Here is a 25,470-nt window from a genome sequence, read left to right as displayed (position 1 = left end):
AAAAAGGAACATAAATATAACGCTTTTATCTCCGGATTATTGAACGAAGCGGCAATTTCTTTTCATTTAGCTTTGCAGGAAAACCCAGTTGTCCCCGTTTGACAGACTCTCGTCGTAGGTAAATCCTTCCCAGGAGAAATTTTTGAGAGCTTCCGGATCAGTGATCCTGTTTTTCAGTATATATCGTGTCATCTGCCCGCGGGCCATCTTCATGTAGATCACGATAGTCTGCGCTTTTCCGTCTTTCCATACCTTGAACTCCGGTGTGATGATGCGGACGGTGCTCCCGACTTTCTTCCAGTCGTACGCCCCCTGTATTTCCTGGCTGGCAAGGTTTATCAGGATGTTATCGCTCTTTTTTACTTCGTCGATCAGCAGTTCTGTCTGACGCGGACGCCAATAATTATACATATTTCCTTCTCCCAGCTCCGGCAGCTTCACCTCATATTCCATCCGGTAAGGCTTGATCAGGTCGAGCGGACGCAGCAGTCCGTAGCAGATGGAGGCGATCCTCAGATGGTCGTTTGCATACAGGAAATCATCTTCCGTGAAATCTTTGGGGTTGATATTCTTGAAAACAACTCCGGTATAAGCCAGTAATGCCTGTAAGGAGTGTACCTCTGCGGTATGGAATTCCTGAAACCGGTTGTAATTCTCCAATGCCAGTTTGGGATTCAGTTTCAGAATCTTTTTCAGGTCGTCGGTAGAGAACTGTGCCATATTCAGGGCTATTTCATTCGCTTCCTGTGCGAAACGCGGCATCGTCCCGGCAGGAGCTTTTATTTTGGATGTACCGGTCATTGTTTTGGCCGAGGTCAATATAATCAGCATACTAATTTATTTATCTGTTTCAACAGGTAAAAGTAACAATAACAAATACAACTTGGTGCTGTTGTTAAATCTTTATGCGTTTAATTTATTTTATTTATTTAGAAATCCGTTAAATCAAGTTATATTATATATTTGCCTGCATAAAATGAATGTTGGTATGAGGATACATGTTTTGTTCGCTTGCTTGTTTTTCCTTTTGAATATTTCATGTGCGGAAAAAGAGGAAGGCGATGATTGGGTTGGGGTCTCTCAGGAACTGTTATTTCAGGCTTTGCAAAATGATTTGTCCATTCGGGAAATTAAGCAAACGTCCGGTTTCTTCGAGATTGTGTTCAGCGATAATAGTGTCATCTCTTTTCCCGCCGGAAAGAAAGTCTTTTATACAACTATCGGAAACAATAATAATTGGTTGATCAATGGAGTCAATACCGATATAAAGGCCCTATCGAACATACCAAATTCCGAATCAAACCTTCAGTCTATAGATGTCGATGGCAGAGGAAATTGGTCGATAAACGAAAAAAGTACGACTATACAGGCCGGCATGCCTTTGGATATGCCTGACATCCCTGTCCTTAAAAATATAATAGAGTCAAGGCATTTCTTCTATTTTTATTATACCGACAGAACGATCCTCCGGTTTATGAGGCAGAAAAGTAATAATCATTTGTCTGATAAGAAGCAACATCTTCCTGTCAATCCTGCTGCGTTGAAAATATTATGCATTGGTAATAGTTTTACGGAAGATGCGACAAGTGGGTTGCCAAGGATTATTAAATCAGTCGGTTTGAGTCATATTTGTATCGGTCACCTCATTGCGGGAGGAGCTTCTCTAAGAAAGTTTTATGAAGGTTATATGGAGAATTCTCCCATCGGTATATATCAAGTTACAAATGATCAAATGGAGTGGACGACTATATCGGATAATTTTACATTGAAGCAAGCATTACAGTATGCTGACTGGAATATCATAACCTTTCAACAAGTTTCTTATGATGCGGGAAGGTATCAGACTTATCAGCCTGTTCTTTCCAGTTTGATTGATATTGCAAAAAACGAATGTCGTAAATCCAAACCTGTTATTGCCTGGCAAATGCCCTGGGCATATGGAACCGGATGTCAGGAAGAATATTTTGGCAAGTACGGATATAATCAACAGAAGATGTACAAAGCCATCATCAATGCGACGAAAGTAATGATGAACCAATCTGAGGTGGATATACTGGTGCCGGTCGGTACCGCAATCCAGAACTTAAGAAATACGAGCTTGAACAATTCTCCGTTGGATATAACGAGAGATTATCGTCATCTTGATTGTGGTATAGGTCGATATACTGCCTCTTGCACGCTGTTTCAGGCATTAATAACCTCTATTTACAAAGTCGAACTTTCTGATACTCCTTTCCTTGATGTGTATGGAGATAACTCTGTTACGGAAAAGAATTTTAGAATATGCCAACAGGCAGCTATAAATGCCTGTAATACACCTTTTACCGTAACGGCACCAATCGATTAATTGCGGCCAATATCAGAGAAGTTACTATTTATGCTACAGTACATTAAAAACGAACAACATTATACCTTCTTTATCGAAGCTATCCGGCAAGCCAGGCGGACGATCTGGATCGGGACGGCCGATATTAAGGACCTTTATATCAAGGAAGGAAAGAATGCCGTCCCTCTGTTGAAACTACTGGAACAAAAGGTGAAGGAAGGTGTGGAGGTCCGTCTGGTCCATGCCAAAGAACCGGGACAGAACTTTCGGGACGACTTCGATAAATATCCCTTGCTTTGGAGCCGGATGGAACGTGTATTGTGTCCGCGTGTCCATTTCAAGCTGTTGATATTCGACTTGAAGCAGGCCTATATTGGGTCGGCAAACTTAACGGGAGCCGCTTTGGGTATGAAAGGAAAAGATAACCGCAACTTTGAAGCGGGAATATTTACTTCGGTGGAAGAACTGGTGAAAGAGGCTGTCGACCAATTTGACTGTTTGTGGATGGGGATTCCCTGTAAGACCTGTAAACGGAAGAAGTTTTGTTCGGACAGGATTGTTAGTGAATAATAAATTGAAACTTTGTAAAAGATAGAATTATGACAGGTGCAATAGCTGGAGACATCATTGGCTCCGTTTATGAGTTTGATAATATAAAGACAACGGACTTCCCGCTGTTTACGGACGAAAGCGATTATACCGACGATACAATCATGACAGTAGCCGTTGCGGACTGGTTGTTGAATGGGGGAGACCTGGTGAAGGTTATGCAGCGGTATTCAGCTGAATATCCTTGTCCGATGGGCGGTTATGGTGGCCGTTTCAGTTACTGGCTTATGGAAGAGAATCCGTTACCTTATAATAGTTGGGGAAATGGTTCGGCGATGCGGGTAAGTGCTGTCGGATGGAAATTCGATTCATTGGAAAAGACATTGGAAGTGGCTAAGGAAACGGCTATTGTCTCTCATAATCACCCCGAAGGGATAAAAGGAGCACAAGCCACTGCTGCCGCTATTTTCCTGGCACGAAGCGGAAAGTGCAAACAGGAGATCAAGCAATATATAGAAACCGTCTTTTCTTACGACCTGGACCGTTCCTGTGATGACGTTCGTCCGGACTATTCTTTTGATGTTAGTTGCCAGGGAACCGTTCCCGAAGCGATCATTGCCTTTCTGGATAGTTCGGATTTTGAGCATGCCATTCGTCTGGCTGTTTCGCTGGGTGGCGATAGCGATACGCTGGCTTGCATAACAGGCGGGATTGCAGAGGCTTATTATGGAATGCCGGAAGATATAAAGCGGGAAATCAAAAAACGAATACCGGAAAAGTTTAATGAAATAATAGGTCAATTGATTGTTGTGAAAGAAATTTCTTGTTAACTTTGTACGACTAAAATATTAAATATTATGGCACGACAAATTAAACCAACACCTGTCCTAAAGGGCGAAGATGCTGTCAATTTTATTTATAAAATAGAACAGCGCAAAAAGGCCAGTAAAGAAGAACTGGAACGAATGAACGAAGGATTTCAACGAATAAATAAAATGATGACATTTAAATTTTAGAAGTATGAGATCCAATTTCCGAATAATTAAGTTATCGGAAAATTATCAGCTAAGACCTTTTGACTGTGGAGATAATGATCTGAATAATTTTCTGGTAGAAGATGCGTTACCTTATAAACAACGCTTGCTTTCTGTTACTTATCTAATGGTTTCAGATGATGACATTGTTGCCTATTTTAGTTTGTCTAATGATAAAATATCTATCCCGGAGAGTGATAAAGCTACGTGGCGCAGAATAAAAAAACGTTTTCCTCATGCAAAGCATAGGAATGATTATCCAGCAGTGAAAATAGGTAGACTTGCTGTAAGTAAAAAGTATCAACATGAACATTTGGGTTCTGATATACTCTTCTTTATCAAGAAAATGTTTGTTACCGATAATAGAACGGGATGTGGTTTTATTACTGTTGATGCCTTGCGGATAGCCCTTCCTTTTTACTTAAAGAATGGTTTCGAGTACCTAAGAAAAGAAGATATACTGGAAGATGCCGATAAAACAGTCCTTTTATTTTATGATTTATATCCGTTAACTTTATAATAATATGCTACAAATGAAGGGCATCGCTTGTTGAGTCTTATAATATGGGGTATAACCTATAAAATAGAAACTTTACTCCATACCTCATTCTGTATATCCCCAATAGTAAATGTATCCTTCTCTTTGTCAAAAGACAAGGTGAATTTGTAATATGTATCACTTTTTATGTGGCGGGATATACTTGGGGTTGCATAACTATTTTCATCGGGCAAGTTAATATGAGGAATTAATTTGACAATGTAAGTCTTGTTGTTCATTGTTATATGTACTTGTGAATATTCCTCCCCCCAATAAGCAAATACAATCGCTTTATAATGTTGTGGGTTCTTTTTGTCCCTGAATGGTTTGATTGACATCTGGTTGTCCAGCATGACAGTAGCGGAGGCCGGAACATTCTTCAATTCAAATCCAATAAAGCATTGTAATGAACCAGAGTACCGGAAATGCTTATAGATGCTTTTCCTGAATATTGACAATATAGACAATCGGCTGCTAATAACTTTTCTTCGGTTGTTTGATCAAAAATCTTTATAGAGGCAGTATCGGAAGTTCCGTATATGAAATTGGAGTAAAAACTAGGTGAGGCAAAGAGTATAAACGGACCAGCTCCCGGAGCAAGCCAGTCTTCGCCATTGTTGTTTGTTCCTATAAATAAGCCTGGAATATAACAGGGTTCATCTTTGGGAAAAGATTTAATCATTTTCCCGTCTATAGTGTAATCATATATGTAAGAATAATTCATTGCCAATATCCAATTGCTCCGTTTGGATAGGTCTACGTCTGTAAAGCCGTCGAATGCTTCAATAAAAATATCCTCTTTTTCTTCTTCCTTGTCTTTTTCATTCAAGAGGTACTTGTTACATGACAAGCATATGAATGTACAGAATAATAATAAGACGGATATACTTTTTTTCATCATAATTGCATAATAGATAATGCGTTCAAACTGGAAATATCTGAGCGCAAAGGTATTAAAAAAATGACTCAAAGACAGAAAGCCTCTTGTAAATCTAAAAAAACAAACTATCTTTGCGGTACGAACAGAGTAAATAAAACAATATAATAACCTTTTTATGTTTAGTGCATCGGTATAAATCCGTATTTCGAGTTCACATCTCCGGTCTTTGAGATGTCATTATACTAACGATCAGCTTCGCGTATTTGCGAGAGGCGGATTAATCATTTTGTTGGTATTCTGTCGGAATATGGATAATCTCATTTTCTAAATAAACTATTTTATAAACAGATATTGGTCTATTAATTTAATGGACGGCCAATGTTATAGTAATGAGAACATGATTTACCCGAATAATTTTGAACAAAGAATAGGTATAGATACAATTCGCCAGTTTGTTACAGAAAAATGTTTAAGTACTCTGGGAGAAGAAAAGGTCGCAGCGATGGACTTTTCGACAGACTATGTCACCATTGCCAAATGGTTGGAACAGACAGGGGAGTTTTTACAAATCTTGCGTAATAAAGAAGATTTCCCGGTCGATTTCTTTTTGGATGTCCGCGATACCCTTCAACGGATAGGAGAGGATATAACGGCATGGCTTTCGGAAGAAGAAATAGCCGGGTTGATGAATTCTCTTCAGACTATCAGCAATATAGTAGCCTTTCTGCATAATGCCAGGACGGATACCGGAAGAATGAAGTATCCTTCATTGACATTTATGGCCGGTCAGATAACCGTTTTCCCCTTGTTGATTGATAAAGCCAATTCCATATTGGATAAATCCTGCCAGGTGAAAGATAATGCTTCGCGCCGGCTTGCGGATATACGCAGGGACAAGGCCGAAGCGGCTAAAGCCATTACCCGCAATATGCAGATAGCGATACGGGAGGCACAGGCGGCAGGACTTATCGGCAGGGATGCACAACCCAGTCTGCGTGAAGGCCATATGTTGATTCCGGTCAATGCAGCCAATAAACGAAAGATCAAAGGCGTGGTACATGCCGATTCAGGCAGTGGTAAAACAGTATTTATCGAACCGGAAGCAGTGGCAGCAGCCAGTAGCCGTCTTCGTGAATTGGAGAACGATGAGCGCCGTGAGGTTGCAAGGATATTGATCGAATTTACAAATCTGGTACGCCCGCATCTTGCTGATCTGATGCGTTCCTATCATTTTATGGGTGAAATGGACTTTATCCGTGCCAAGGCTTCATTTGCCCTGCGTATCAATGGGATCAAACCGGTCTTTGAAAATGAACAACAGGTGGAATGGATACAGGCTGTGCATCCGTTGCTGAATATACAGTTGCGTCAACAGAATAAGGAAGCGTTCCCTTTGGATATCAGGTTGAACAGGAAGGACAGGTTACTGATCGTTTCCGGAGCAAACGCCGGAGGTAAGTCTCTCTGTCTGAAAACGGTTGCCTTGCTGCAATATATGTTGCAGTGCGGACTTCTTATCCCTGTGGATGAAAGTTCGCGGACAGGTATTTTCGATCATATCTTTGTCGATATAGGAGACGGGCAGAGCATAGAAAATAGTCTTAGTACTTATACTTCGCATCTGACCAATATGAAGTTTTTTGTAGAAAACTGTGATAATAAAACGCTTATCCTGATAGATGAATTCGGTAGCGGTACAGAACCGCAAATCGGAGGTGCTATCGCTGAAACTATACTCGACCGGTTTAACCGGAAGCATAGCTTCGGGGTAATAACAACCCATTTCCAGAACCTGAAGCATTTTGCCTATGAGACCGACGGAGTTGTGAACGGAGCCATGCTTTACGATGCCGAAAGGATGCAGCCGTTATACAAGCTTTCCATCGGTAGTCCGGGAAGTTCGTTTGCTGTTGAAGTAGCTCGCAGGATCGGTCTTCCGGAAGATATTATTGTCGATTCGTCTGCTAAAATGGGTGAGGATTTTATCAATATGGATAACTTCCTGCAATCTATCGCACGGGATAAATTGTATTGGGAAGATAAGCGGAAAGAGATAACAGCCATTGAACGTAAAGCGATTGAAACTAGGGCGATAGAGGCTGCCGGGGCTCTTGAATCATCAAAAGGGAAAGCAGAAAATTTTGTCAGGAAGCAATTCCTCGAAAATGCCGTTATCGAAAAAGGAGATAGCGTGAAACTGGACGGACAACCGACAGTCGGCGTTATTCTGGAGTTACAGGGAAAACAGGCCACTGTTGCATTTGGCATGATGAGAAGCACTGTTGCCTTGAAACGGTTAACGCTGGTAAGTAAAAAGAGAAAATAAAAACTCCTTATTCTCGGGGTGTGATTTCTCAGATTCAGTTTTCGGAGCGAATATAACACTATCCGGCAAACCTTTTTTGCTTTCTTGTTGTTTTCTCTTCGAAAGTACGTAATGTGTCGTTACTTCCGACTGAACGACATGGTATCTTTCTCTGATTTTGTATAAATATGACAAAATGTCTTGTTTTTATTTTGGTATTTCTTTTGTAGATATATCAGTGGAATTTGAAAATAATAAAGATAACAAGAAAACAATATAGCATATGAATTTAAACAATTTTACAATCAAATCACAGGAAGCTGTTCAGCAGGCCGTTCAGTTGGTTCAGAAGAACAACCAACAAGTGATTGAGCCTGTTCATTTGCTTAAGGCTGTCATTATGACGGGCGAGAGCGTAACGAACTTCCTTTTCCAGAAACTGGGTGTGAATATCCAGAATCTGAACATGGTGCTGGATCGTCAGATAGAATCCTATCCGAAAGTATCCGGCGGTGAACCTTATCTGTCAAGCGAATCGAATGCCGTTTTGCAGAAAGCAATCGACTATTCCGGTAAGATGGGCGACCAGTATGTTTCCCTGGAACATATCATCCTCGCTTTATTCACCGTAAAGAGTACTGCTTCACAGATCTTGAAAGATGCAGGTGTGACGGAAAATGAACTGAAAAAAGCGATCGAAGAATTGCGTAAAGGTAATAAGGTAACCAGTCAGTCCGCAGAAGATACATACGACTCATTGAGCAAATACGCCATCAACCTGAACGAACGTGCCCGTAGCGGCAAGCTCGACCCGGTGATTGGCCGTGACGATGAAATCCGTCGTGTATTGCAGATTCTGAGCCGTCGTACAAAGAACAACCCGATCCTGATCGGTGAGCCGGGTGTCGGTAAGACCGCTATCGCCGAAGGTTTGGCACATCGTATTATACGTGGCGACGTTCCGGAGAATTTGAAATCGAAACAGATTTTTTCTTTGGATATGGGAGCTTTGATTGCCGGTGCCAAATATAAAGGTGAATTTGAGGAACGTTTGAAGTCGGTTGTTAATGAAGTAACCAAATCGGAAGGTGAGATTATCCTCTTTATTGATGAAATACATACATTGGTAGGGGCCGGAAAGGGCGACGGTGCTATGGATGCCGCCAATATCCTGAAGCCGGCATTGGCACGTGGCGAATTGCGTTCCATTGGTGCGACTACCCTGGATGAGTATCAAAAATATTTTGAAAAGGATAAAGCCCTAGAGCGTCGTTTTCAGGTGGTCATGGTCGAAGAGCCGGATGAACTGGATACTATTTCTATCCTGCGTGGTTTGAAGGAGAAATACGAAAACCACCATAAGGTTCGTATCAAAGACGACGCAATCATTTCGGCCGTCCAGCTTTCAAGCCGTTATATCACCGACCGTTTTTTGCCGGATAAGGCAATCGACTTGATGGATGAGGCTGCCGCCCGTCTGCGTTTGCAAGTAGATTCCGTACCGGAATCATTGGACGAAGTAACCCGTCGTATCAAACAGTTGGAAATCGAACGCGAAGCGATCAAACGTGAGAACGACAAAGGCAAGCTGGAGCAGTTGAACAAGGAAATCGCCAACCTCAAAGAAGAAGAGAGAAAACAGAAAGCTCAATGGGAAAGCGAAAAAGAATTGATCAACAAGATCCAGCAGAACAAGATAGACATCGAGAACCTGAAATTCGAAGCCGACAAAGCCGAACGTGAAGGCGACTACGGTAAAGTGGCCGAAATCCGTTACGGTAAAGTAAAAGCCAAAGAAGAGGAGATCAAGGAAGTACAGGCCAAATTGCATACGATGCAAGGTGCTGCGGCTATGATCAAGGAGGAAGTCGACAGCGAAGATATTGCCGATGTAGTATCCCGTTGGACAGGTATCCCTGTTAATAAAATGTTGCAGAGCGAAAGGGACAAACTGCTTCGTTTGGAAGACGAGCTGCATACCCGTGTGATCGGTCAGGAGGAGGCAATCAGTGCGATAGCCGATGCCGTACGTCGTAGCCGTGCCGGATTGCAGGACCCGAAACGTCCGATTGGTTCCTTTATCTTCCTCGGTACGACAGGTGTCGGTAAGACAGAGTTGGCCAAAGCGTTGGCGGAATATCTGTTTGACGATGAAAATATGATGACGCGTATCGATATGAGCGAATATCAGGAAAAATTCAGTGCGACTCGTTTGATCGGTGCGCCTCCGGGATATGTCGGTTACGATGAAGGCGGCCAGTTGACGGAAGCTATCCGTCGTAAGCCATACTCTGTTGTTCTCTTCGACGAGATTGAAAAGGCGCATCCGGATGTATTCAATATTCTTTTGCAGGTATTGGATGACGGGCGTCTGACGGACAACAAGGGCCGTGTCGTAAACTTCAAGAATACCATCATCATCATGACCAGCAATATGGGGTCATCGCTGATTCGTGAAAGTTTCGAGAAGATTACGCCCGACAACCGTGAAAAGGTGATTGATGAAACCCGTATCCAAGTGCTGGAGCTGTTGAAGAAGAATATTCGTCCGGAATTCCTGAACCGTATTGACGAGATCATCATGTTCACTCCGCTGAACGAGGAAGAGATTCGCAAGATTGTCACTTTACAGTTGAACAGTGTGAAAAAGATGCTGGCAAACAACGGTATCGCTTTGAACTTTACCGATGCCGCTCTCGACTTTATCTCGGATGCCGGTTATGATTCCCAGTTCGGTGCCCGTCCTGTGAAACGTGCCATCCAGAAATATGTCCTCAACGAACTGTCGAAGGAAATTCTGGGCATGAAGATCGACAAGAACCGTCCGATCACGATCGATCGCGAAGGGGAGGGGCTGGTCTTTAAGAATTGAAAATTAAAAATTGAAAATTGATTAAGACTCGGGTTTGTTGTAAATCCGGGTCTTTTTTTGTTTACATTTGCAACATTAATCTAAAAAGGAAAAGAATATGAAAAGGTTTTTAATGATGATGGTTGCTGTGATGGCCCTCTTTACATTAAGCGGTTGCGGGGAATCTAAAGATTCGTATGTAAAGGACTTCACGAAGTTCGTAGAAAAAGTACAGGCTGGTGCCGATAAGTATTCTAAGGCAGATTGGGAAGAAGTGGAAAAGAAATATATCGAATTTGCCGAAACAAAATATGATAAGTATAGTTCCGAACTTTCTACAGATGAAATGATAGGCATCACAAAGTTGAAAGCCACTTATCTGACAATCCAGACAAAGCATGGTATCATCGACAACATATTGAAGGAAGGAAACAATGCTTTGGACAATTTGATCAAATAGCATATAATTCTTTTTAAATCTCAATTAAAGCAATATCTTTGCATAAGTATGTAACCATTTAAACTGAAAAAGTTATGAGCGACAAAGACGATTTGATTTACGATGAAGACGAATCTGTAAAATTTATTCAGAACTATCTTCCCCAGGAATTGAAAGGAAAATTCAGCAATGACGATATCAATTATATTGTAGACCTGATCTACGATTTCTACGAATCACGCGGTTATCTGAACGACGATGCTGACGATGATGCCGACATTGAAATAGATGAGGATGAATTGATTGAATATGTAGTAAAGAATGCGCAGAAGGATGGCGTTGGCAAATTCGATCCCGAGGCAATAGGCTTTATTGTGCAGGGCGAGCTTGAATATTGCGATTCTATCAACATGTTCGATTGATAAACTGTTATATTCATATAAAGTTTATAAAAGAGCAAAAAGATGAAACATTTAAAACTATTATCTGTACTGCTATGCATGGCAGTAGTCTTTACAAGTTGTGGAACATGGAATAATACGGCAAAAGGAACCGCTATCGGAGTAGGTGGTGGTGCAGCAGCCGGAGCTGGTATCGGTGCATTGGCCGGTAATACAGCATTAGGAGCAGTTATCGGAGCTGCTGTCGGTGGTACGGCCGGTGCTTTGATCGGTAAGAAGATGGATAAACAGAAGAAGGAACTGGAAGCAACCCTTCCTCCCGAAACGACTGTTGAAACCATCAATAACGGTGAAGCCCTGAAAGTAACTTTCGATTCAGGTATTCTGTTTGCCACTAATTCAAGTACACTGAGTGATGCTTCACGTAGCGCATTGCGTAAACTGGCTGTTAGCCTAAACGAAAATCCGGATACCGACATCAAGATCGTTGGTTATACCGATAACACCGGTAAGGTAGACTACAACCAGACTTTGTCGGAAAAACGTGCTAAAAGCGTATACGACTATATGATGGTCGACCAGGGTGTAAGCGGTCGCCGCATGGAATATGAAGGCAAAGGCGTTCACGATCCTGTTGCCAGCAACGACACTCCGGAAGGACGTGCACTGAACCGCCGTGTGGAAATCCTGATCCTTGCCAACGAAAAGATGATACAGGATGCTCAACAGGGGACATTGAAATAAATATTTATTTTAAAAGATAATCGAAAGGCCTGGTATAGCGTAAGTTATTCCGGGCCTTTTCTCGTTTTAACTATCGTTTACGAGCGTTTTGAAGTCTTACAACAAGTTAATTAACACAGTCAAAATAACATCGAAGAGAACCTTTTTTAATTTCTTGTTGTTTCATGAATGACTTATATATAAGCACAAATAATAGTATAAACTGTTTTAAACGTTAAAATGAGATGAAAAAGATTATTCCTTTTTTCTTGTTGATCCTTTTACTGGCATCTTGTCAGAAAGATCCGGATATGTCAAAGCTGGATAATGATTTCGTGGTGTACACAAATCATGATAGTAAGACCGATTTCAAGTCTTTCACCACATTCTACATTCCTGATAGTGTACTGGTAATTGGCAACAGCGAGAAGCCTCAGTACTGGACAGCAACTGAAGCAGACGATATCACTTCCACAATTATCAGTAACATGGAAAGCCGTGGTTACACTCGCACAATGGACAAAGAAGAAGCAGACCTGGGTTTGCAGGTTTCTTTTGTTGAAAATGTAAATTATTTTACAAACTGGTATGACAACAATTATTGGTGGTGGGGTTACCCAGGTTATTGGGCACCTAATTACTGGAGACCGGGATGGGGACCGACATGGGGTTATGACTGGCACGACTGGTATTATCCGTACCCTGTTGTTTACAGCTACAGCGTAGGTTCACTGCTTGCTGAAATGGTCGACCTGAAATCTCCGACACCAAAGACTGCTGATGCAAAGTTACCGGTTATCTGGACTTCATATATGGCAGGTTTATTGTCCGGTTCAAATAAGATCGATACTCAGCTATCCATCCGTGCAATTGATCAGGCATTTGTTCAATCACCATATATCAGGAAATAATTAAACGCGAATCAGTAAAATTTGAGTCTTATGAAAAAGATAAATAAATCAATAAAATTAGTCGCTTTACTTATCGCCTGTTTAGCGATTCCTTCACTGGCTGGCGCCCAGGTAGTAAACAATATGTATTTCAATATCGACTGGGATATCAATTCTCCGTTCGGCAATAACTTTGCCGACAAGACAAGCGGTTGGGGTGCTCACGGTGAAGCTGGTTATTATGTGGTTCCTAATTTTGCAGTAGGTGCATTTATTTCTTATCACACGAACAATAAATATATTGACCGTCAGACACTCAACGTAAGCGAAACATCTGCTATCACTTCTGATCAGCAACATTCTTTATTCCAGTTGCCTTTTGGTGCTGCATTCCGTTATAGCTTTACCCGTGAAGGACAGTTTGAACCTTATGTTTCAGCTAAATTAGGTGCAGAATACAGTGAAATGTCGACTTATATGAATGTAATGAAAGTGTACGACCGTCAATGGGGATTCTATGTAGCTCCTGAAATCGGTATGAATATTTTCTTTACTCCTGAAAAGAAATTCGGTTTGCACGTAGCTGCTTACTATAATTATGCAACAAACAAAAGTAAAGTCCTGACTTATTCCATGGACGGAATAAACAACTGGGGAGTGCGCTTCGGTGTTGCGTTCTAAAATAGAAGTTTGTTCTTTTAAGTGTTTTATGTAGTTTATTAGGAAGCGGGAGGCTGCAGCGGCAGTTTCCCGTTTTTTATTTTAAGTTCCAGGGGAATGCGATCTTATCCAGAAGATCTTTACGGGTAGGAGGGAGCTCGCCTTTTTTCAAGGCTCTGCGCTGTACGAAACACCAACTGCCGAGTTTGTTCTCACGGGCGGTTGGCCAGCGGTTGTTTTCAGAGAAGAATTGTTGTAGTTTTTCATAGTTTTCCATCCAGACATCATCAATGGTCCAGATAAAACCTTCGGCATCCATCCGGGCGATGCGTTCAGCCGAAAGTAAACCTTGTTTCCGGTTCTTGCGCTGGGTGTTACACCAGCTGCCGGCTTTGCCTTCGTTGCTTTTGGGCCAGCGGTTGTGTTTTTTGTAGTAGGCAAGTACCTGTTGCCAGTTCTCCGTCCAAAGCGAATCCAGATCCTGCTCCCACCAGAAGCCGATCGAATCGAGCAACCGGATTCTTTCATTGGAAAGGATACCTTTCTTTCGTGCCTGGCGTTGGGTATTGCACCAGGTATTCAGTTTGTTTTCGCCGCGTTTGGGACAACGGTGTTCAACAGCCATAAATGCTTTCAGTTCTTCAAAGCAGTTCATCCAACGGCTGTCCTGTACCTCCCATTCAAAACCGATCCGGTCCAGCTGCAAGATATAATCTTCCGACAACGTTCCTTTTTTCCGGGCAATCCGCTGGGTGTTGCACCAGTTTCCCAGCTTCCCTTCGGCTGCCTGCGGCCAGCGTCCTTCACGCTCCTTATATTCGATCAAACGTTCATACATGACCGGCCACGCATCCAACTCCGCCAGCATATCATCCACACGGGCACGGATATCAGACAGGAATCCCGTTACCTTAAACTCCATAAAGCCTTTAAAGCTCTTTGGAGCACGGATCGTCGGATGATAAACCAACTCCCTTGACATAGCCTCATAAACAGAACGCCCCGAAAGGTTATTGACAAAATCAAGTACTACCGGATGCCGGTCCGACCCCGCTTTCAGGCAACGGCCCAACTGCTGCAAGGCAACCACATATGATTCCGTCCGACGCAGGAACATGGCAGCATCTACTCCTTCCACATGCAATCCTTCGATCAACATATTTATAGAGAAAAGGACATGCAGTTTTCCCGTTTCCTTACGAAAACGACGCAATGTCTTTTCATTTTCCCGATTACTGAGTCCGTTATGGATCTCAAATGTTTCCGTTTCAAAGCCAGCCTGCCCGAGCCAGTTCGATACTTCGGGAATCATATGCTGAAGATCCTCCTTGTCTTTACAGAAAACAAGCATTTTCTTTACCTCTTTCGGAAGATAACGCCGGATCAGTTCCGATGCACTCAACGAGCCGCGAAAGTCGAGACGGGCAAAGTCTATCTTGTCTTGAATATGCTTGCGCCTTTCTAAAGTACAGTCACTCCTGTTCAGCATACGCTGTACCTTATCCAGCTGGTTATTCAGATCGAATACGCTCTGTACCAGAACTGGTACAGGCAGTATCTTATAATACCAGGCCATAGACAAAGACAGTTCATGGAACAGGTTCCCCTTGAAATAGACCTCTACCGTATCGAGCATCTCTTCGGGACGTATCGGAGTGGCCGACATTCCCAGTACACGGGCTTCCGGATTGTTATCTATTACTTCCTGTACAGCCTGTCCCCATACCTCCGCTCCGAAATGATGGAATTCGTCGATAATGATATGATTTGCTTTGAGTTCACCGACTGTACTGCGATTCAGAACTAATGCCTGAAAAGTCCGGTAGGCGACATGCGGCATTGTTCTGCCGATTGCTTTTTTGATCTCGGCAATGATCGTAACATTGGGAGCGATAACCACTATATCATCTTCCGAATGATTGACGATATAGCGGGCAATCAGGTAAGACTTTCCTGTTCCGGTCGCCTGTACAACTGCTCCGATCCTGTTCGTTTTGAATCCTTCCTCAATAGCCCGGTAAGCCGCTTCATTATGCGAAAAGAGTTCAATATGCTTTCCCGTTTCCAAGCTTTTCAGATAGCTTTCATCCGAAACAATCAGTCCATGCAGTTCAAAGGAAAGTGCCTCCGGCAGATAGCCTCCATGAGCCAAGATACGGAACTGGTTGCAGCCGCACATTTCCCCGATTCGCTGCATTTCAGTATACAGCCTGTCCACTTCCGGCAAACCTACAGGTTCCTTATTCCATACCTCTTTCACAATGAAAGTAACGGAATCCTCCCTGAAGCCTACCAGCAGACAACCGGATTCTTCAGTGACAAAATAATGGTAAGAATGATAAAGATCGCGAAGTGACATTGAGAAAATATGTCAATATTAGAAGTAATTGAACCTACTTTTCCCTTGATGGAAAAGTAGGCAAAAGATCAAGGCTACACCTGCTTCGCTACTGCGCATCCTCCGTTCGCTGTCGTCTGTGAACTCGCTTCGCTCAAACAGCACAGCCTCCGGACGCTCTCTGCGGCTGCTTCGTTTAACGCTCATCAGCTGAGGCCTTTCATAGAACGCTTTGCGTTCTTCTGGGATTGCCGATACCGGCTGTTGAAAAAGAGAGGATCTGTTATATTATATAAGTGTCTGTCTCGGCCATCCTAGGAGGAAGCACAGCTTCCTTGGAAAGGCCTAAGCGGGTGAACGTCCGCGTAGGTGAAAGACGGAACGGTAAAGAAAATCCGTTGTTTGAGCGTAGCGAGTTTCGGATTTTCGAGTGGAGTCTTTCACCGAAGCAGTGAAGCCGGTTGAGCCTTGATCTTTTGGTTACTTTTCTATCAAGAGAAAAGTAACATTCACTTCTGATAAAAACTGAACTCTATATAAATGCCCCAACTAATCATTCAACCTCTAACACCTCAGTTTCCTCTTTGGGTTTGAAAAGGTCTTTGATAAACAGATAACCGATTCCACCAAATATGGCAAGGAATACAAACCCGATCAGGATTAGCGGCTTCTTAGGAGAGGCTGCTTTTAAAGGAACTGTGGCAGGTTGTATTATTGTATACACCGGTGTTTGTTCTTGTACCCGGAGTTTATCCTGTTCCAGTTTCTGGGCCAGCGTATTGTAAACATTGAAGGTTAATGTCATTTCATTCTTTAAACGTTCCTGTTCTGTACGGTAGCTGGCTGAGATGATATTCTTGTTTGCATCTTCAAAGGCCGCATAAGCACGTTGTGCTTTATAGTAGGACTCACGGGCTTCGCTGAATACTTTCTCTGTGAATTCAAGGTCTTGCTTTACCTTCTGGGTACGGTAATTTGTGATGTATCCCTGAAGTTTTTCCAAAACAATTTGAGTGATATTCGCCGAGATTAACGGGTCCTGCATCTGAACGGATACAGTGATTACCGATGTCTTTTTATCCACAGAAGCGGAGATACGTTGTTGTAACGCATTGATAACGCCGGCTTGTTTATTGGTTAGTCTAAAAGAAGTCAATTCTCCACTACTTACCGGTTCTTCTTTTGAGAACAAATCTTTCACAACACCCAACAACTTAAACGGAGCCTGTACCACATAACTCCACCACGCACTTTTCTGGTGATCATCCATATAATCATATAAGGATGCAGAATAATCACCTTTCTCATTTGTCACCTGTACAGGGAATAACTCCAGTAAAAAAGGAATACTGCTGACTACATCCGGATACAGGTCTGGGGAGATGGCATCCGCTCCTGAAGTACTGTTCAGGTTAATCCCTGCCATAGCAGCCAATCCACCCAGGTTTCCCATCTTTTTGGATGGGTCGGATGTTTCGGGTGCCAGTTTTACGGTTGTACTATATTCTTTCGGTATGCTGAAAGCTACGACAAGACCGACAACAACTGCAATTCCGCAACATTTAAAAATAAATTTACGTTCCCCCCACAACCGTTTAGCCAACTCTATTAAATCGATCTCCTGTGCATTATCTGTGTCAGGAGTGTTCATTTGAATCATATCCATATACTATCGGTTTATTTCATTGTATTAATAATAGAGGTGACCATCGCAGCCATCGAAGTGGTTGAACTGGCTATGCTCAGTACCTCTGCCAGGCTGGTTTTACGATCGCGTTGCGTCTTAGTCGGAACGACAATTTCGCATCCAGGTTCTACCTTTGGATATCGTTTGAAGAAGATAAAGCATTTTTTCGTTGTAGCCACCTTTCCATTCATATAGATTACGATTGGATATTTACGAGCGATATCATTGTATCCACCGGCTTGTGAAAGACAATTTCCAACAGACATTCCTTTGGTATAAGTCACACTGTTCGGATAGGTTACGGCTCCATTTATCTTAACTGTACTTTGTAATTGAGGAATATAAAGTTCATCTCCGTCACGCAATACCACATCGTGGGCACTTCCCGGATTAGCCAATGCTTTTTCCAAATCGATGCCGACTGAATAATTTTTGATATTTTCTAGTGACAAAGCCACCGAGTCACGGCTTTGCTTATTAGAACTCAGTTGCAGCAGAGTTTCCAGGCGGCGCATCTCATCTTCTGTTAACTGGCGTTTCAGGCTTGCTCCTTTTACATAGGCATCAGGGGTTATCCCTCCGGCTTTGGCTATGATATTACTCAGACGGGAGTTCTTTTCTGCCAGTACGTAATCACCGGAGAAAGTAATTTCACCATCAACCTTTACTACTTGCTGTTCCTGATATCCCGGTGAGAAACGCACATACACCTCATCGAAAGGTTCAAGGGTAAAGACTGAATTGCTGTTTTTTCCATCAACGGATATCAGTCCTAAATTGTCATTCAACTCAAAGTTGAACACTTCTGCCGTACGATTACTGTTTTCGTAAGTTTTTGTATCTTTAATTCTTCGGGCTACTTCCACATTCACCGTTGCTGCCGATTCCTTCAAACCTCCGGCCATCATAATGGCATCTTCAACCGTCAGATTGTTTCGGTAGGGCAGGACTGTATCTACATAATTTACTGCTCCACTTATTTTGATCGTATAAGGCTCGCGAAGATCAAACAGGGATGGAATGTTTAGTATGTCTTCCGGTTTGAGTTCTATATCCGGAGACGTACCATTCAGGATTCCACGGATATCTACGGCTATCACTGTTGTTGTGAAATCCGGATTTAAACGGGTAATCTGGGCACGACCGGTAAATTCATCACCTTTCAGGCCGGCTGCTTGGTTGATCAATCCTTTTACGGTATGTACAGTCCCATTCAACTCATATTCTCCCGGACGCCAGACTGCACCTGTCACTATCAGACGGTTTTCGTAAAAAGGAATCACAGAGTCTACCAACAAAGAATCGCCATCCATCATCGCAAAGGTCGGATATTTATCTTCCGTAACAGTCGCTATTTGATAACGGCTATCGGCTTTTCGTTTGATACGGACATCTTTCTTATAAGCATCTCCGGTAAAACCTCCGGCCATGTTCAACAGTTGTTGTAAAGTTTCCCCTTTTTTCATTTCGAAAATGCGGTTACGTTTTACTTTTCCACGAACCACAGCCAGCTGATCGTAAGGGGAAACGATCACCATATCATTCTCTTCCAAACGGATATTCGTATTGTATTTGCCATTCAGGAGATAATCATATACATCTAATTTTGCAACTTCCTTACTGTTGCGGTATACTTTGATTCCGCGAAGCGAACCGATCTCATTCACTCCACCTGCCGCATACAAAGCATTAAACAGAGTGGCAAAAGAGGGTAGGGTATAGGTTCCCGGAGCAACGACTTCACCTACAATATTGACTTTGATGCTGCGTATCTGACTTAGACTGACAGATACAAATGTATTGGCTCCATCGGTATTTCCCGATAGGGTAGACATGATCCGTCCCAATTCCTGTCGGATACGGTTTTCGGCAGTTTCGATAGTCAGTCCGCTGACAGAGACAGGTCCCAGGTTAGGGATCAGAATTGTCCCTTCGGGAGAGACCTTCAGTTTCAGATTCAGTTCAGAATCTCCCCAGACATTAATCAGCAATTCATCTCCGGCAGATAAAACATATCCTTTGGGAGTCGGTACATTCAGATCCGGCTCAAAGGACAGGTTCTTGTTCGAGAATATTTCGCGACCGAACACGGTTCCGCTTAGGTCTCTCGCCGGACGATTGGCTTCCCGCTGGGCATCCAGAGGAGGTATTTCCTTTCCATCCGGAACCGTGACCGTACGGTCTGTTACCACAGCATCTGAGGCTGTACGCGTAGCCTGTTCTGTCCCGGATTGCCCCATCCGCTTATTCATCTCCCGACGGATCTGGTCATCCGTCATACCCGCGGCTTTTGCCTTGTCAATCAAATCCTGGGGTACCTGTGCCGACAATGGAACCGCCAACCACAGTAATCCCCCCAATAATACATTTCTGATTACGATATTCATATTGTTATTTGTTTTGTTGTTATTTCGATTTTAGAAAAAATTGAGCTATCTGTTTATAGTGACGGGAGTAACCAATTCCCCTCTTGAGAGGGGATAAGGGGTGTGTTAAAGCTAGTTATAGAGCGAAACTATAACACACCCCCTTCCCCCTCTCAAGAGGGGAGCCAGGTACAACCGGTCAATAATCGGATAGTTCAAACCTGATAATTTCTGAATCAAAACTTCCTAAACTCCAATCGGGCATAATCCGATTGTAATATTAGATGCTTCGATGTTAATTCTTTGACGCCGAAGCGTTGCTCCGTTCCGTTCATCCCGAATGGCAATAAGTCTTCAACTTTGCTGATTGGCATGACTACAAACAATGAATCTCCGGTATATTCCATATTGCCGGTCTGACTGGTTACATCAACCTTCATCAGATTGATTGTATGCAAAGCCACGCTGTAATAAGCCCGTTCCGGAGCCTCTTCCACGCCGGACGCATATTCTATTTTCATGATCTGCCAGCGGCCATCCAGATCTCCGTTGATCGGCATTTTTCCGCAGGAACTGACTATCAGAACCAGCAAAACCGCTATTATATATCTTTTCTTCGTATTTATTAAAGTCATCGTATCCATCCTGTTTTTCTGATTGTTAACATCCCACCAACACTTTTACCCAACATCGCTCCCCGGTCTATACCCAGCGATCCTGTAAAGTCCCAGCCTTTTAACTGATGTGGCGTATAAATTAATTCTACTAATGCATTGCCATTCTTTTTGATCTCATAAAATGGTACGCCATAAGTACCCCAATTACGGGTAATTGATAAAAGGACACGATATTGCAAATCGACACACGGGGTTCCCATGATCCCGAAATGGTGTCCCTGCAGGCGATTGCTTTTAAAAACTATTTCTCCGTCGTTATTATAGATTGGAGACATAACCAACGGATTACCGATCCCCATCCCCCATTGCTGCCAACCGGTATAAATACCATGATTATAATAATTATCCGCACCACTTACCTGTTCCGGTATTTCCGGTGTATGATCCCAATAAATAGGACCGGTCTGGTCTTTTGTTGAAATATATTCGTAAACAAAACTGCTAACAATGGGATTCTTAGGAAAAGTAATTTCCACTCCAACCAGGCAATCCTTCCAACCATATTCACCGAACATCTGCGAATGGTCTTCAAAATAATGTTCGTAATAGGGACGGATTGTCCAATCTTTTGGTGCATACCAGGTCGATGAGAAATTCCAGCTGCCTAAATGATTTCCATAAATATTCGTTTGTTCTCCCATCGGCGTATCACTATTCCCGCCGCTTGGAATAAACACCTTAAAGAAATCCTTTATCCCGTTCGGCATATCGATCTTCTCATTTCCCCTAAACGCATTTCCTCCGAACTGAGCAGCCATTTCAAGCCCTCCTTCTAAAATCAACGGAAACTTCTCCCGGTTACCGATCTTCACATATAAATCTTTGGAATGATAAAGCACATGCTCCGTATGTTTACCGCCCGGAATCACAAAGTCCTTCTGCCAGCCGTCATCCGTAAACATTCCATAGGCAATATGACCTTTAAAAGCCAGCCAGCCTTTTGTACCCGGAACAAACGTATATTCTGGAATACCGATACGAACTTGCGGAATCGGACGGGCATTTCCCGAGAATGTCAAGCCACCGCTACTCAGTAACGGATTATTGAATTCGCTATAGCGCTCTTTACTTCCGATGCTCAACCCCAGGCAACGATATTTCAGATCTGCATACAATTGTTGTACTACAAAAGTCGAAGTAAAATTATAGGCGACAGCCAGATCTGCCCCGAAAGCATACGAGAAACGTTTATCGCTTTCCAACTCCCGGAAGACACCTGCACGCAGATACCCGTTATTCTTTTCAATAGAGGACAACCCCTGCTTGTTTGCCGTCAGCCAGAAAGGAGTATGTTCGCCACCGCTAAAGTTGACACAGGTCTCAGTCCGATAACTCAGCCCTTTGGTAAATTGAGCATAAGAAATTAAAGGAAACATACATATACTTCCCAAAAGGATTAAATTAGATATAATTTTCATTTTTTATATAATATGAGGAGCTGATTTATCAATATCACCTTTTTTCAGTCTTTCATTTTTGAACCAGTACCCGAGGGCTTATCTCCGAACACATCAGAATACGTATTCGCGAATCGACCAGTCTGCGATATTCCTCTTTTGCCTCCTCCGGGGTGAAATATACCGGACAGAGGTACATGAAGGTCGCATAAATGCGGTCGAGCGTTTCAAGCGTCAACGTGCCGTCCGGATGGTGATGGTCCAGTTTCGAAAGTGTGCGGCGGTCGATATGCAGACATTCAGACAATTGTCTGAATGAAAGTAATCTCCACCTTTTTTGTATTTTCCAAACTTCATCAGAAGCAATCATAATCCATTTATTAGAACCTATACCTACAAGTTGCCGGGACATCTCGTCTTATAGAGGGCATCTCCTCACGAAACAACCCGAAAACAAAAAAATAACTTTAATCTATGCTAACAAAACTTATGTTTGGTACATTCATTGATGTACCACCTTCAAAAATAAGAACTATATCTTTGATATCGACATGAAAGAACATGCTTCTCATAGATCATTTTCTCTATTGTTTAACAAAAAATAAACTAATGTTAGTATGAATCAAACCTCTTTTCCATTTCAGCCAAGCCGTTTCGCCTCATTACGGGCGACAACACCGGTTCCTGTTTCATGGGAAACGATTGTCAACGAACTGACAGGGCCGTTTCATAAAGCGCAAACTGAACTGTATCGGCAGACAATTGCTCGTTTGCACCAAGCGGAACAAGACAACGATAATTTGCTTCTCCCGAAGCTGAAAGCAGAAAAAGAACAAATCAAACAGGCCCAACCTGCCTTTATCGCTTCGGTCTCGCTCACAGGCGGACGTACCTCCGCACACATCACTGGTTATTCCGGGGTCATCATGGTCGACATTGATGACATCCCACCCGGGCAATTTGCCGAGACACTCGCCCGGATCAAAGCCGATCCTCATACCTTCCTCGCCCATACCACAATCTCCGGTGTCGGTATCCGGGTATTTGTCCGGATGGAAAATGCGGTCACAAAGCATGATTTCCTGCTTGCCTGGAAGACTGTCAATGAATATTATGTCCATCTGAGCGGTATCGGATATGACTTCAAATGCAAAAATCCGACCCGCATGTCTGTCATCTGCCATGATCCCGATACTCTCTACCGCCCCGACGCGCTCTGTTTCCCATTGCCGGACGAACAGACAGGCAAGCAGACAAGTAAGGTGGAAAAACGCGGCCGCAAACCCTCCGTTTCCCGGGCAGCCTCGACCGTGCGCCGCCTCGTTGAACAGGAAGGAATCGCCTACGAAGCGCACAGCCATAACGATTACATCTGCCGCTGCCTCTACTGGATGAACCGGTTCGGCATCCCGGAAAAGGAGGCTACGGCATGGGCACTCGATACGTTTGCCGATTACGATGCGGCCTCCGTCCGCTCTACTGCAAAAAGCTGCTATGCATTGACTGCCGAACATGCCACACAAAAGCTCCGCAAGTTCGAACAGACGGTAGCCGGTGGCACAACCCGCACACGAGGTTGTGCCTCGGTCGAGGAGATGGAGCGTTTCATTGACGGTTACATGGAAATACGCCGTAACCGGCTCACCCAACAGGCGGAAATACGCCTGCAAGGCAGCAGTGAATGGCAACGCATGACTGACACCATAGAGAATTCCCTTTGGCGAGCCATGCAAAAAGAGGGTGTCAATGCAGACCTTTCCCGCTTGCATACTTTGTTGACCAGCGACTTCGTGCCCGAATACCATCCGTTGACAGACTATCTCAATACCCTCCCGCCCTGGGACGGTACGAGCGACCCGATCGGCAAACTCGCCGCGATGGTGCATACCACAGACAACTCCCCTGAAAAATTCGCTTCCTACTTCCGCCGCTGGCTTGTGGGGATGTTGGCGGGAGCACTGGACGAACGGACTGTCAACCATGTCATCTTCGTGCTGATCGGCCGCCAGGGAAGCTACAAAACCTCTTTCATGCAAAACCTGCTGCCACCCTGCCTCCGGCGTTACTTCACGACGAAGACCAACAGCCAGCGGCTTGGCAAGGACGACCTGCTGACCCTCTCGGAATTCCTCCTGGTTAATTTCGAAGAGATCGACACCATGCGCCCGACGGAATTGAACCAACTCAAAGCAATGACCACCGCACTCTACATCGACGAACGACTTCCTTACGGCCGCAACAAAGTACGGTTGCCACACGTCGCCTCCTTCTGCGCTACCGGCAACAACCCGCTCTTCCTCTCCGACGATACCGGAAACCGCCGATGGCTTGTTTTTGAAGTGGCAGACATCGACAGTCCTTGGGAACATCCGATCGACCACGATGCCGTCTATGCGCAAGCAAAAGCCTTGCTCGACAGTGGTTTCCGCTACTGGTTCCAAGGCGAAGAGATCGACGAACTCAACCGCCGAAACCGGCGTTTTGAAACACCCAACCCTGCCAGGGAATTGATCCTTGCTTTTTATCGGAAACCTTACGGGTTGGAAAAAGGGCGTTACATCACAGCCAGCCAGATTGTCGCCCGCTTTGGCAACAGCATACGGCTGACAACCGGACAAGTGGGGCGCATCATGAAAGAACTTGGTTTTGAACGCTTGCATACCCGCAACGGTAACTTCTGGCTGATCGTCGAACGAACCACCGATGAGATCGCCACCATCTTGCCCGAACCGCAAGAGGAGGAAAAAAACGGGGGCTAACCTCCGGCCGTTGTGAAAGTTGTGAAAGTATTTACCCCCTGTTTGTAAACTTTGCAGGAAAATAAATAAATACCGGTCCCCTTTTAAAAGACACCCCGTATTTATTTGTATTCCCGGAAAGTTTACAAAACAGCCCTCACTGACTTCACAGCCTTCACAACATTCAGCCTTCAATTTGTCAATTATTAATTAACAATTCAATTATGATCTCTTATCCTCTTAAAAAATCAGACCTTGCCAGTCTCTACTTTCCGGAGCTGGCACCTCACCAGGCATGCAATCGCCTGCGCCGTTGGATCATCCGTTGTAAAGAATTGCATCAAGAACTGCTTCTGAGCGGCTATTCGTCCACCCAACGTTTCTTTACACCCCGACAGGTCCGGCTGATCGTCCGCTACCTTGGAGAACCCGGCTGAGAATGAATCCATGGATGGGCATCCTAAGAGGCCAAGAATGCCCATCTTAAGAAGCTTACAATGCCCATTGTAAGAGGCTAAGGATGGGCATTCTAAAAAACGAAGGATGCCCATCGACAGATGCATGAAAAAAAAGCGGATGGGTTTCCCTCCCTGCCGCATCATCCGGCATCACTGCCACCGGCCCCTTGCCGTATATTTGCATTGTAAACATTGTTAAACTATTAAATATCA

Annotated in this window: 23 protein-coding genes; 14 read left to right on the top strand and 9 right to left on the bottom strand. The window is 43.7% G+C overall.

Features of this window, described 5'->3' with window-relative positions:
- Positions 1-66: 66 nt before the first annotated feature.
- Complete coding sequence (gene yaaA / locus NBH15_RS25075; protein ID WP_007652812.1) at positions 67-831, bottom strand: peroxide stress protein YaaA; 765 nt, start codon at positions 829-831, stop codon at positions 67-69.
- Between the two features lie 157 nt (positions 832-988).
- Here yaaA and NBH15_RS25070 point away from each other — a divergent pair, with 157 nt between their 5' ends.
- From NBH15_RS25070 to NBH15_RS25050, 5 genes are read left to right on the top strand one after another with little or no spacing between them, the layout of a single operon-like run.
- Positions 989-2,347: a DUF4886 domain-containing protein gene (locus NBH15_RS25070; RefSeq protein WP_250823833.1), complete on the top strand. Its 1,359-nt coding sequence runs from the start codon at positions 989-991 to the stop codon at positions 2,345-2,347.
- Positions 2,348-2,377: 30 nt separating this feature from the next.
- A complete protein-coding gene (locus NBH15_RS25065; RefSeq protein ID WP_128134015.1) occupies positions 2,378-2,896 on the top strand; it encodes a phospholipase D-like domain-containing protein in 519 nt (172 codons plus the stop codon).
- A gap of 29 nt (positions 2,897-2,925) precedes the next feature.
- The gene (locus NBH15_RS25060; RefSeq protein ID WP_128134016.1) at positions 2,926-3,705 is read left to right on the top strand and encodes an ADP-ribosylglycohydrolase family protein; all 780 of its coding nucleotides are present in this window, start codon (positions 2,926-2,928) and stop codon (positions 3,703-3,705) included.
- A 27-nt stretch (positions 3,706-3,732) separates the two neighbouring features.
- Positions 3,733-3,891 carry a hypothetical protein gene (locus tag NBH15_RS25055; RefSeq protein ID WP_158579651.1) on the top strand — a complete coding sequence of 53 codons (159 nt, stop codon included), beginning with the start codon at positions 3,733-3,735 and terminating at the stop codon, positions 3,889-3,891.
- Between the two features lie 4 nt (positions 3,892-3,895).
- Positions 3,896-4,429, top strand: coding sequence for a GNAT family N-acetyltransferase (locus tag NBH15_RS25050; RefSeq protein ID WP_128134017.1), 534 nt, complete (start codon positions 3,896-3,898; stop codon positions 4,427-4,429).
- 397 nt (positions 4,430-4,826) lie between these two features.
- Here NBH15_RS25050 and NBH15_RS25045 read toward each other — a convergent pair whose 3' ends face one another.
- Positions 4,827-5,276 carry a hypothetical protein gene (locus tag NBH15_RS25045; RefSeq protein ID WP_128134019.1) on the bottom strand — a complete coding sequence of 150 codons (450 nt, stop codon included), beginning with the start codon at positions 5,274-5,276 and terminating at the stop codon, positions 4,827-4,829.
- Positions 5,277-5,724: 448 nt separating this feature from the next.
- Here NBH15_RS25045 and NBH15_RS25040 point away from each other — a divergent pair, with 448 nt between their 5' ends.
- From NBH15_RS25040 to NBH15_RS25010, 7 genes are all read left to right on the top strand, one after another.
- On the top strand, positions 5,725-7,653 hold the full coding sequence (locus NBH15_RS25040; protein WP_303227891.1) for an endonuclease MutS2: 1,929 nt from the start codon (positions 5,725-5,727) through the stop codon (positions 7,651-7,653).
- A 262-nt stretch (positions 7,654-7,915) separates the two neighbouring features.
- Positions 7,916-10,504 (top strand): ATP-dependent chaperone ClpB, encoded by a 2,589-nt coding sequence (gene clpB / locus NBH15_RS25035; RefSeq protein ID WP_250823831.1) that lies wholly within the window; start codon positions 7,916-7,918, stop codon positions 10,502-10,504.
- Positions 10,505-10,601: 97 nt separating this feature from the next.
- Positions 10,602-10,943, top strand: coding sequence for a DUF6565 domain-containing protein (locus NBH15_RS25030; protein WP_250823830.1), 342 nt, complete (start codon positions 10,602-10,604; stop codon positions 10,941-10,943).
- A gap of 74 nt (positions 10,944-11,017) precedes the next feature.
- The gene (locus NBH15_RS25025) at positions 11,018-11,344 is read left to right on the top strand and encodes a hypothetical protein (protein ID WP_007652830.1); all 327 of its coding nucleotides are present in this window, start codon (positions 11,018-11,020) and stop codon (positions 11,342-11,344) included.
- Positions 11,345-11,386: 42 nt separating this feature from the next.
- Positions 11,387-12,067 carry a YiaD family glycine zipper/OmpA-like lipoprotein gene (locus NBH15_RS25020; RefSeq protein WP_128134022.1) on the top strand — a complete coding sequence of 227 codons (681 nt, stop codon included), beginning with the start codon at positions 11,387-11,389 and terminating at the stop codon, positions 12,065-12,067.
- A 224-nt stretch (positions 12,068-12,291) separates the two neighbouring features.
- A complete protein-coding gene (locus tag NBH15_RS25015; RefSeq protein WP_128134023.1) occupies positions 12,292-12,957 on the top strand; it encodes a DUF4136 domain-containing protein in 666 nt (221 codons plus the stop codon).
- A gap of 30 nt (positions 12,958-12,987) precedes the next feature.
- Positions 12,988-13,617, top strand: a complete 630-nt coding sequence (locus NBH15_RS25010) for an outer membrane beta-barrel protein (RefSeq protein WP_186960610.1) — start codon at positions 12,988-12,990, stop codon at positions 13,615-13,617.
- A 76-nt stretch (positions 13,618-13,693) separates the two neighbouring features.
- Here the strand turns inward: NBH15_RS25010 and NBH15_RS25005 are convergent, their stop codons facing one another.
- The 7 genes from NBH15_RS25005 to NBH15_RS24975 all read right to left on the bottom strand — a co-directional run bounded on the left by NBH15_RS25005 (position 13,694) and on the right by NBH15_RS24975 (position 22,431).
- Positions 13,694-15,955, bottom strand: a complete 2,262-nt coding sequence (locus tag NBH15_RS25005) for a Helicase associated domain protein (protein WP_250823829.1) — start codon at positions 15,953-15,955, stop codon at positions 13,694-13,696.
- 18 nt (positions 15,956-15,973) lie between these two features.
- On the bottom strand, positions 15,974-16,141 hold the full coding sequence (locus NBH15_RS25000) for a hypothetical protein (protein ID WP_158579702.1): 168 nt from the start codon (positions 16,139-16,141) through the stop codon (positions 15,974-15,976).
- Between the two features lie 346 nt (positions 16,142-16,487).
- Positions 16,488-17,594 (bottom strand): Wzz/FepE/Etk N-terminal domain-containing protein, encoded by a 1,107-nt coding sequence (locus NBH15_RS24995; RefSeq protein WP_250823838.1) that lies wholly within the window; start codon positions 17,592-17,594, stop codon positions 16,488-16,490.
- Positions 17,595-17,611: 17 nt separating this feature from the next.
- Complete coding sequence (locus NBH15_RS24990) at positions 17,612-20,008, bottom strand: SLBB domain-containing protein (RefSeq protein WP_250823828.1); 2,397 nt, start codon at positions 20,006-20,008, stop codon at positions 17,612-17,614.
- A 215-nt stretch (positions 20,009-20,223) separates the two neighbouring features.
- Complete coding sequence (locus NBH15_RS24985) at positions 20,224-20,622, bottom strand: lipocalin-like domain-containing protein (RefSeq protein WP_250823827.1); 399 nt, start codon at positions 20,620-20,622, stop codon at positions 20,224-20,226.
- Entirely contained in the window at positions 20,619-22,082 is a 1,464-nt protein-coding gene (locus NBH15_RS24980) for a capsule assembly Wzi family protein (protein ID WP_350472300.1), read from the bottom strand. The genes NBH15_RS24985 and NBH15_RS24980 overlap by 4 nt, the downstream gene beginning before the upstream one ends.
- Positions 22,083-22,134: 52 nt before the next feature.
- Positions 22,135-22,431, bottom strand: a complete 297-nt coding sequence (locus NBH15_RS24975; RefSeq protein WP_244050985.1) for a hypothetical protein — start codon at positions 22,429-22,431, stop codon at positions 22,135-22,137.
- Between the two features lie 247 nt (positions 22,432-22,678).
- On the opposite strand from NBH15_RS24975, the gene NBH15_RS24970 reads away from it, so the two are divergent.
- Both NBH15_RS24970 and NBH15_RS24965 read left to right on the top strand, forming a co-directional pair.
- Positions 22,679-24,820: a VapE domain-containing protein gene (locus NBH15_RS24970; RefSeq protein WP_250823825.1), complete on the top strand. Its 2,142-nt coding sequence runs from the start codon at positions 22,679-22,681 to the stop codon at positions 24,818-24,820.
- A 203-nt stretch (positions 24,821-25,023) separates the two neighbouring features.
- Positions 25,024-25,236 (top strand): DUF4248 domain-containing protein, encoded by a 213-nt coding sequence (locus NBH15_RS24965; protein WP_233567638.1) that lies wholly within the window; start codon positions 25,024-25,026, stop codon positions 25,234-25,236.
- Positions 25,237-25,470 lie beyond the last annotated feature (234 nt).

The organism is Parabacteroides caeci, assembly GCF_023656795.1.
Classification (GTDB): Bacteria; Bacteroidota; Bacteroidia; order Bacteroidales; family Tannerellaceae; genus Parabacteroides; species Parabacteroides segnis.
This window is presented reverse-complemented; position numbering and strand designations above follow the sequence as displayed.

Bases quoted from the DNA above. Each gene is read 5' to 3' on its own strand.
- yaaA (WP_007652812.1), bottom strand. From the start codon at position 831: ATGCTGATTATATTGACCTCGGCCAAAACAATGACCGGTACATCCAAA.
- NBH15_RS25070 (WP_250823833.1), top strand. From the start codon at position 989: ATGAGGATACATGTTTTGTTCGCTTGCTTGTTTTTCCTTTTGAATATT.
- NBH15_RS25065 (WP_128134015.1), top strand. From the start codon at position 2,378: ATGCTACAGTACATTAAAAACGAACAACATTATACCTTCTTTATCGAA.
- NBH15_RS25060 (WP_128134016.1), top strand. From the start codon at position 2,926: ATGACAGGTGCAATAGCTGGAGACATCATTGGCTCCGTTTATGAGTTT.
- NBH15_RS25055 (WP_158579651.1), top strand. From the start codon at position 3,733: ATGGCACGACAAATTAAACCAACACCTGTCCTAAAGGGCGAAGATGCT.
- NBH15_RS25050 (WP_128134017.1), top strand. From the start codon at position 3,896: ATGAGATCCAATTTCCGAATAATTAAGTTATCGGAAAATTATCAGCTA.
- NBH15_RS25040 (WP_303227891.1), top strand. From the start codon at position 5,725: ATGATTTACCCGAATAATTTTGAACAAAGAATAGGTATAGATACAATT.
- clpB (WP_250823831.1), top strand. From the start codon at position 7,916: ATGAATTTAAACAATTTTACAATCAAATCACAGGAAGCTGTTCAGCAG.
- NBH15_RS25030 (WP_250823830.1), top strand. From the start codon at position 10,602: ATGAAAAGGTTTTTAATGATGATGGTTGCTGTGATGGCCCTCTTTACA.
- NBH15_RS25025 (WP_007652830.1), top strand. From the start codon at position 11,018: ATGAGCGACAAAGACGATTTGATTTACGATGAAGACGAATCTGTAAAA.
- NBH15_RS25020 (WP_128134022.1), top strand. From the start codon at position 11,387: ATGAAACATTTAAAACTATTATCTGTACTGCTATGCATGGCAGTAGTC.
- NBH15_RS25015 (WP_128134023.1), top strand. From the start codon at position 12,292: ATGAAAAAGATTATTCCTTTTTTCTTGTTGATCCTTTTACTGGCATCT.
- NBH15_RS25010 (WP_186960610.1), top strand. From the start codon at position 12,988: ATGAAAAAGATAAATAAATCAATAAAATTAGTCGCTTTACTTATCGCC.
- NBH15_RS25005 (WP_250823829.1), bottom strand. From the start codon at position 15,955: ATGTCACTTCGCGATCTTTATCATTCTTACCATTATTTTGTCACTGAA.
- NBH15_RS25000 (WP_158579702.1), bottom strand. From the start codon at position 16,141: ATGAGCGTTAAACGAAGCAGCCGCAGAGAGCGTCCGGAGGCTGTGCTG.
- NBH15_RS24995 (WP_250823838.1), bottom strand. From the start codon at position 17,594: ATGATTCAAATGAACACTCCTGACACAGATAATGCACAGGAGATCGAT.
- NBH15_RS24990 (WP_250823828.1), bottom strand. From the start codon at position 20,008: ATGAATATCGTAATCAGAAATGTATTATTGGGGGGATTACTGTGGTTG.
- NBH15_RS24985 (WP_250823827.1), bottom strand. From the start codon at position 20,622: ATGACTTTAATAAATACGAAGAAAAGATATATAATAGCGGTTTTGCTG.
- NBH15_RS24980 (WP_350472300.1), bottom strand. From the start codon at position 22,082: ATGAAAATTATATCTAATTTAATCCTTTTGGGAAGTATATGTATGTTT.
- NBH15_RS24975 (WP_244050985.1), bottom strand. From the start codon at position 22,431: ATGATTGCTTCTGATGAAGTTTGGAAAATACAAAAAAGGTGGAGATTA.
- NBH15_RS24970 (WP_250823825.1), top strand. From the start codon at position 22,679: ATGAATCAAACCTCTTTTCCATTTCAGCCAAGCCGTTTCGCCTCATTA.
- NBH15_RS24965 (WP_233567638.1), top strand. From the start codon at position 25,024: ATGATCTCTTATCCTCTTAAAAAATCAGACCTTGCCAGTCTCTACTTT.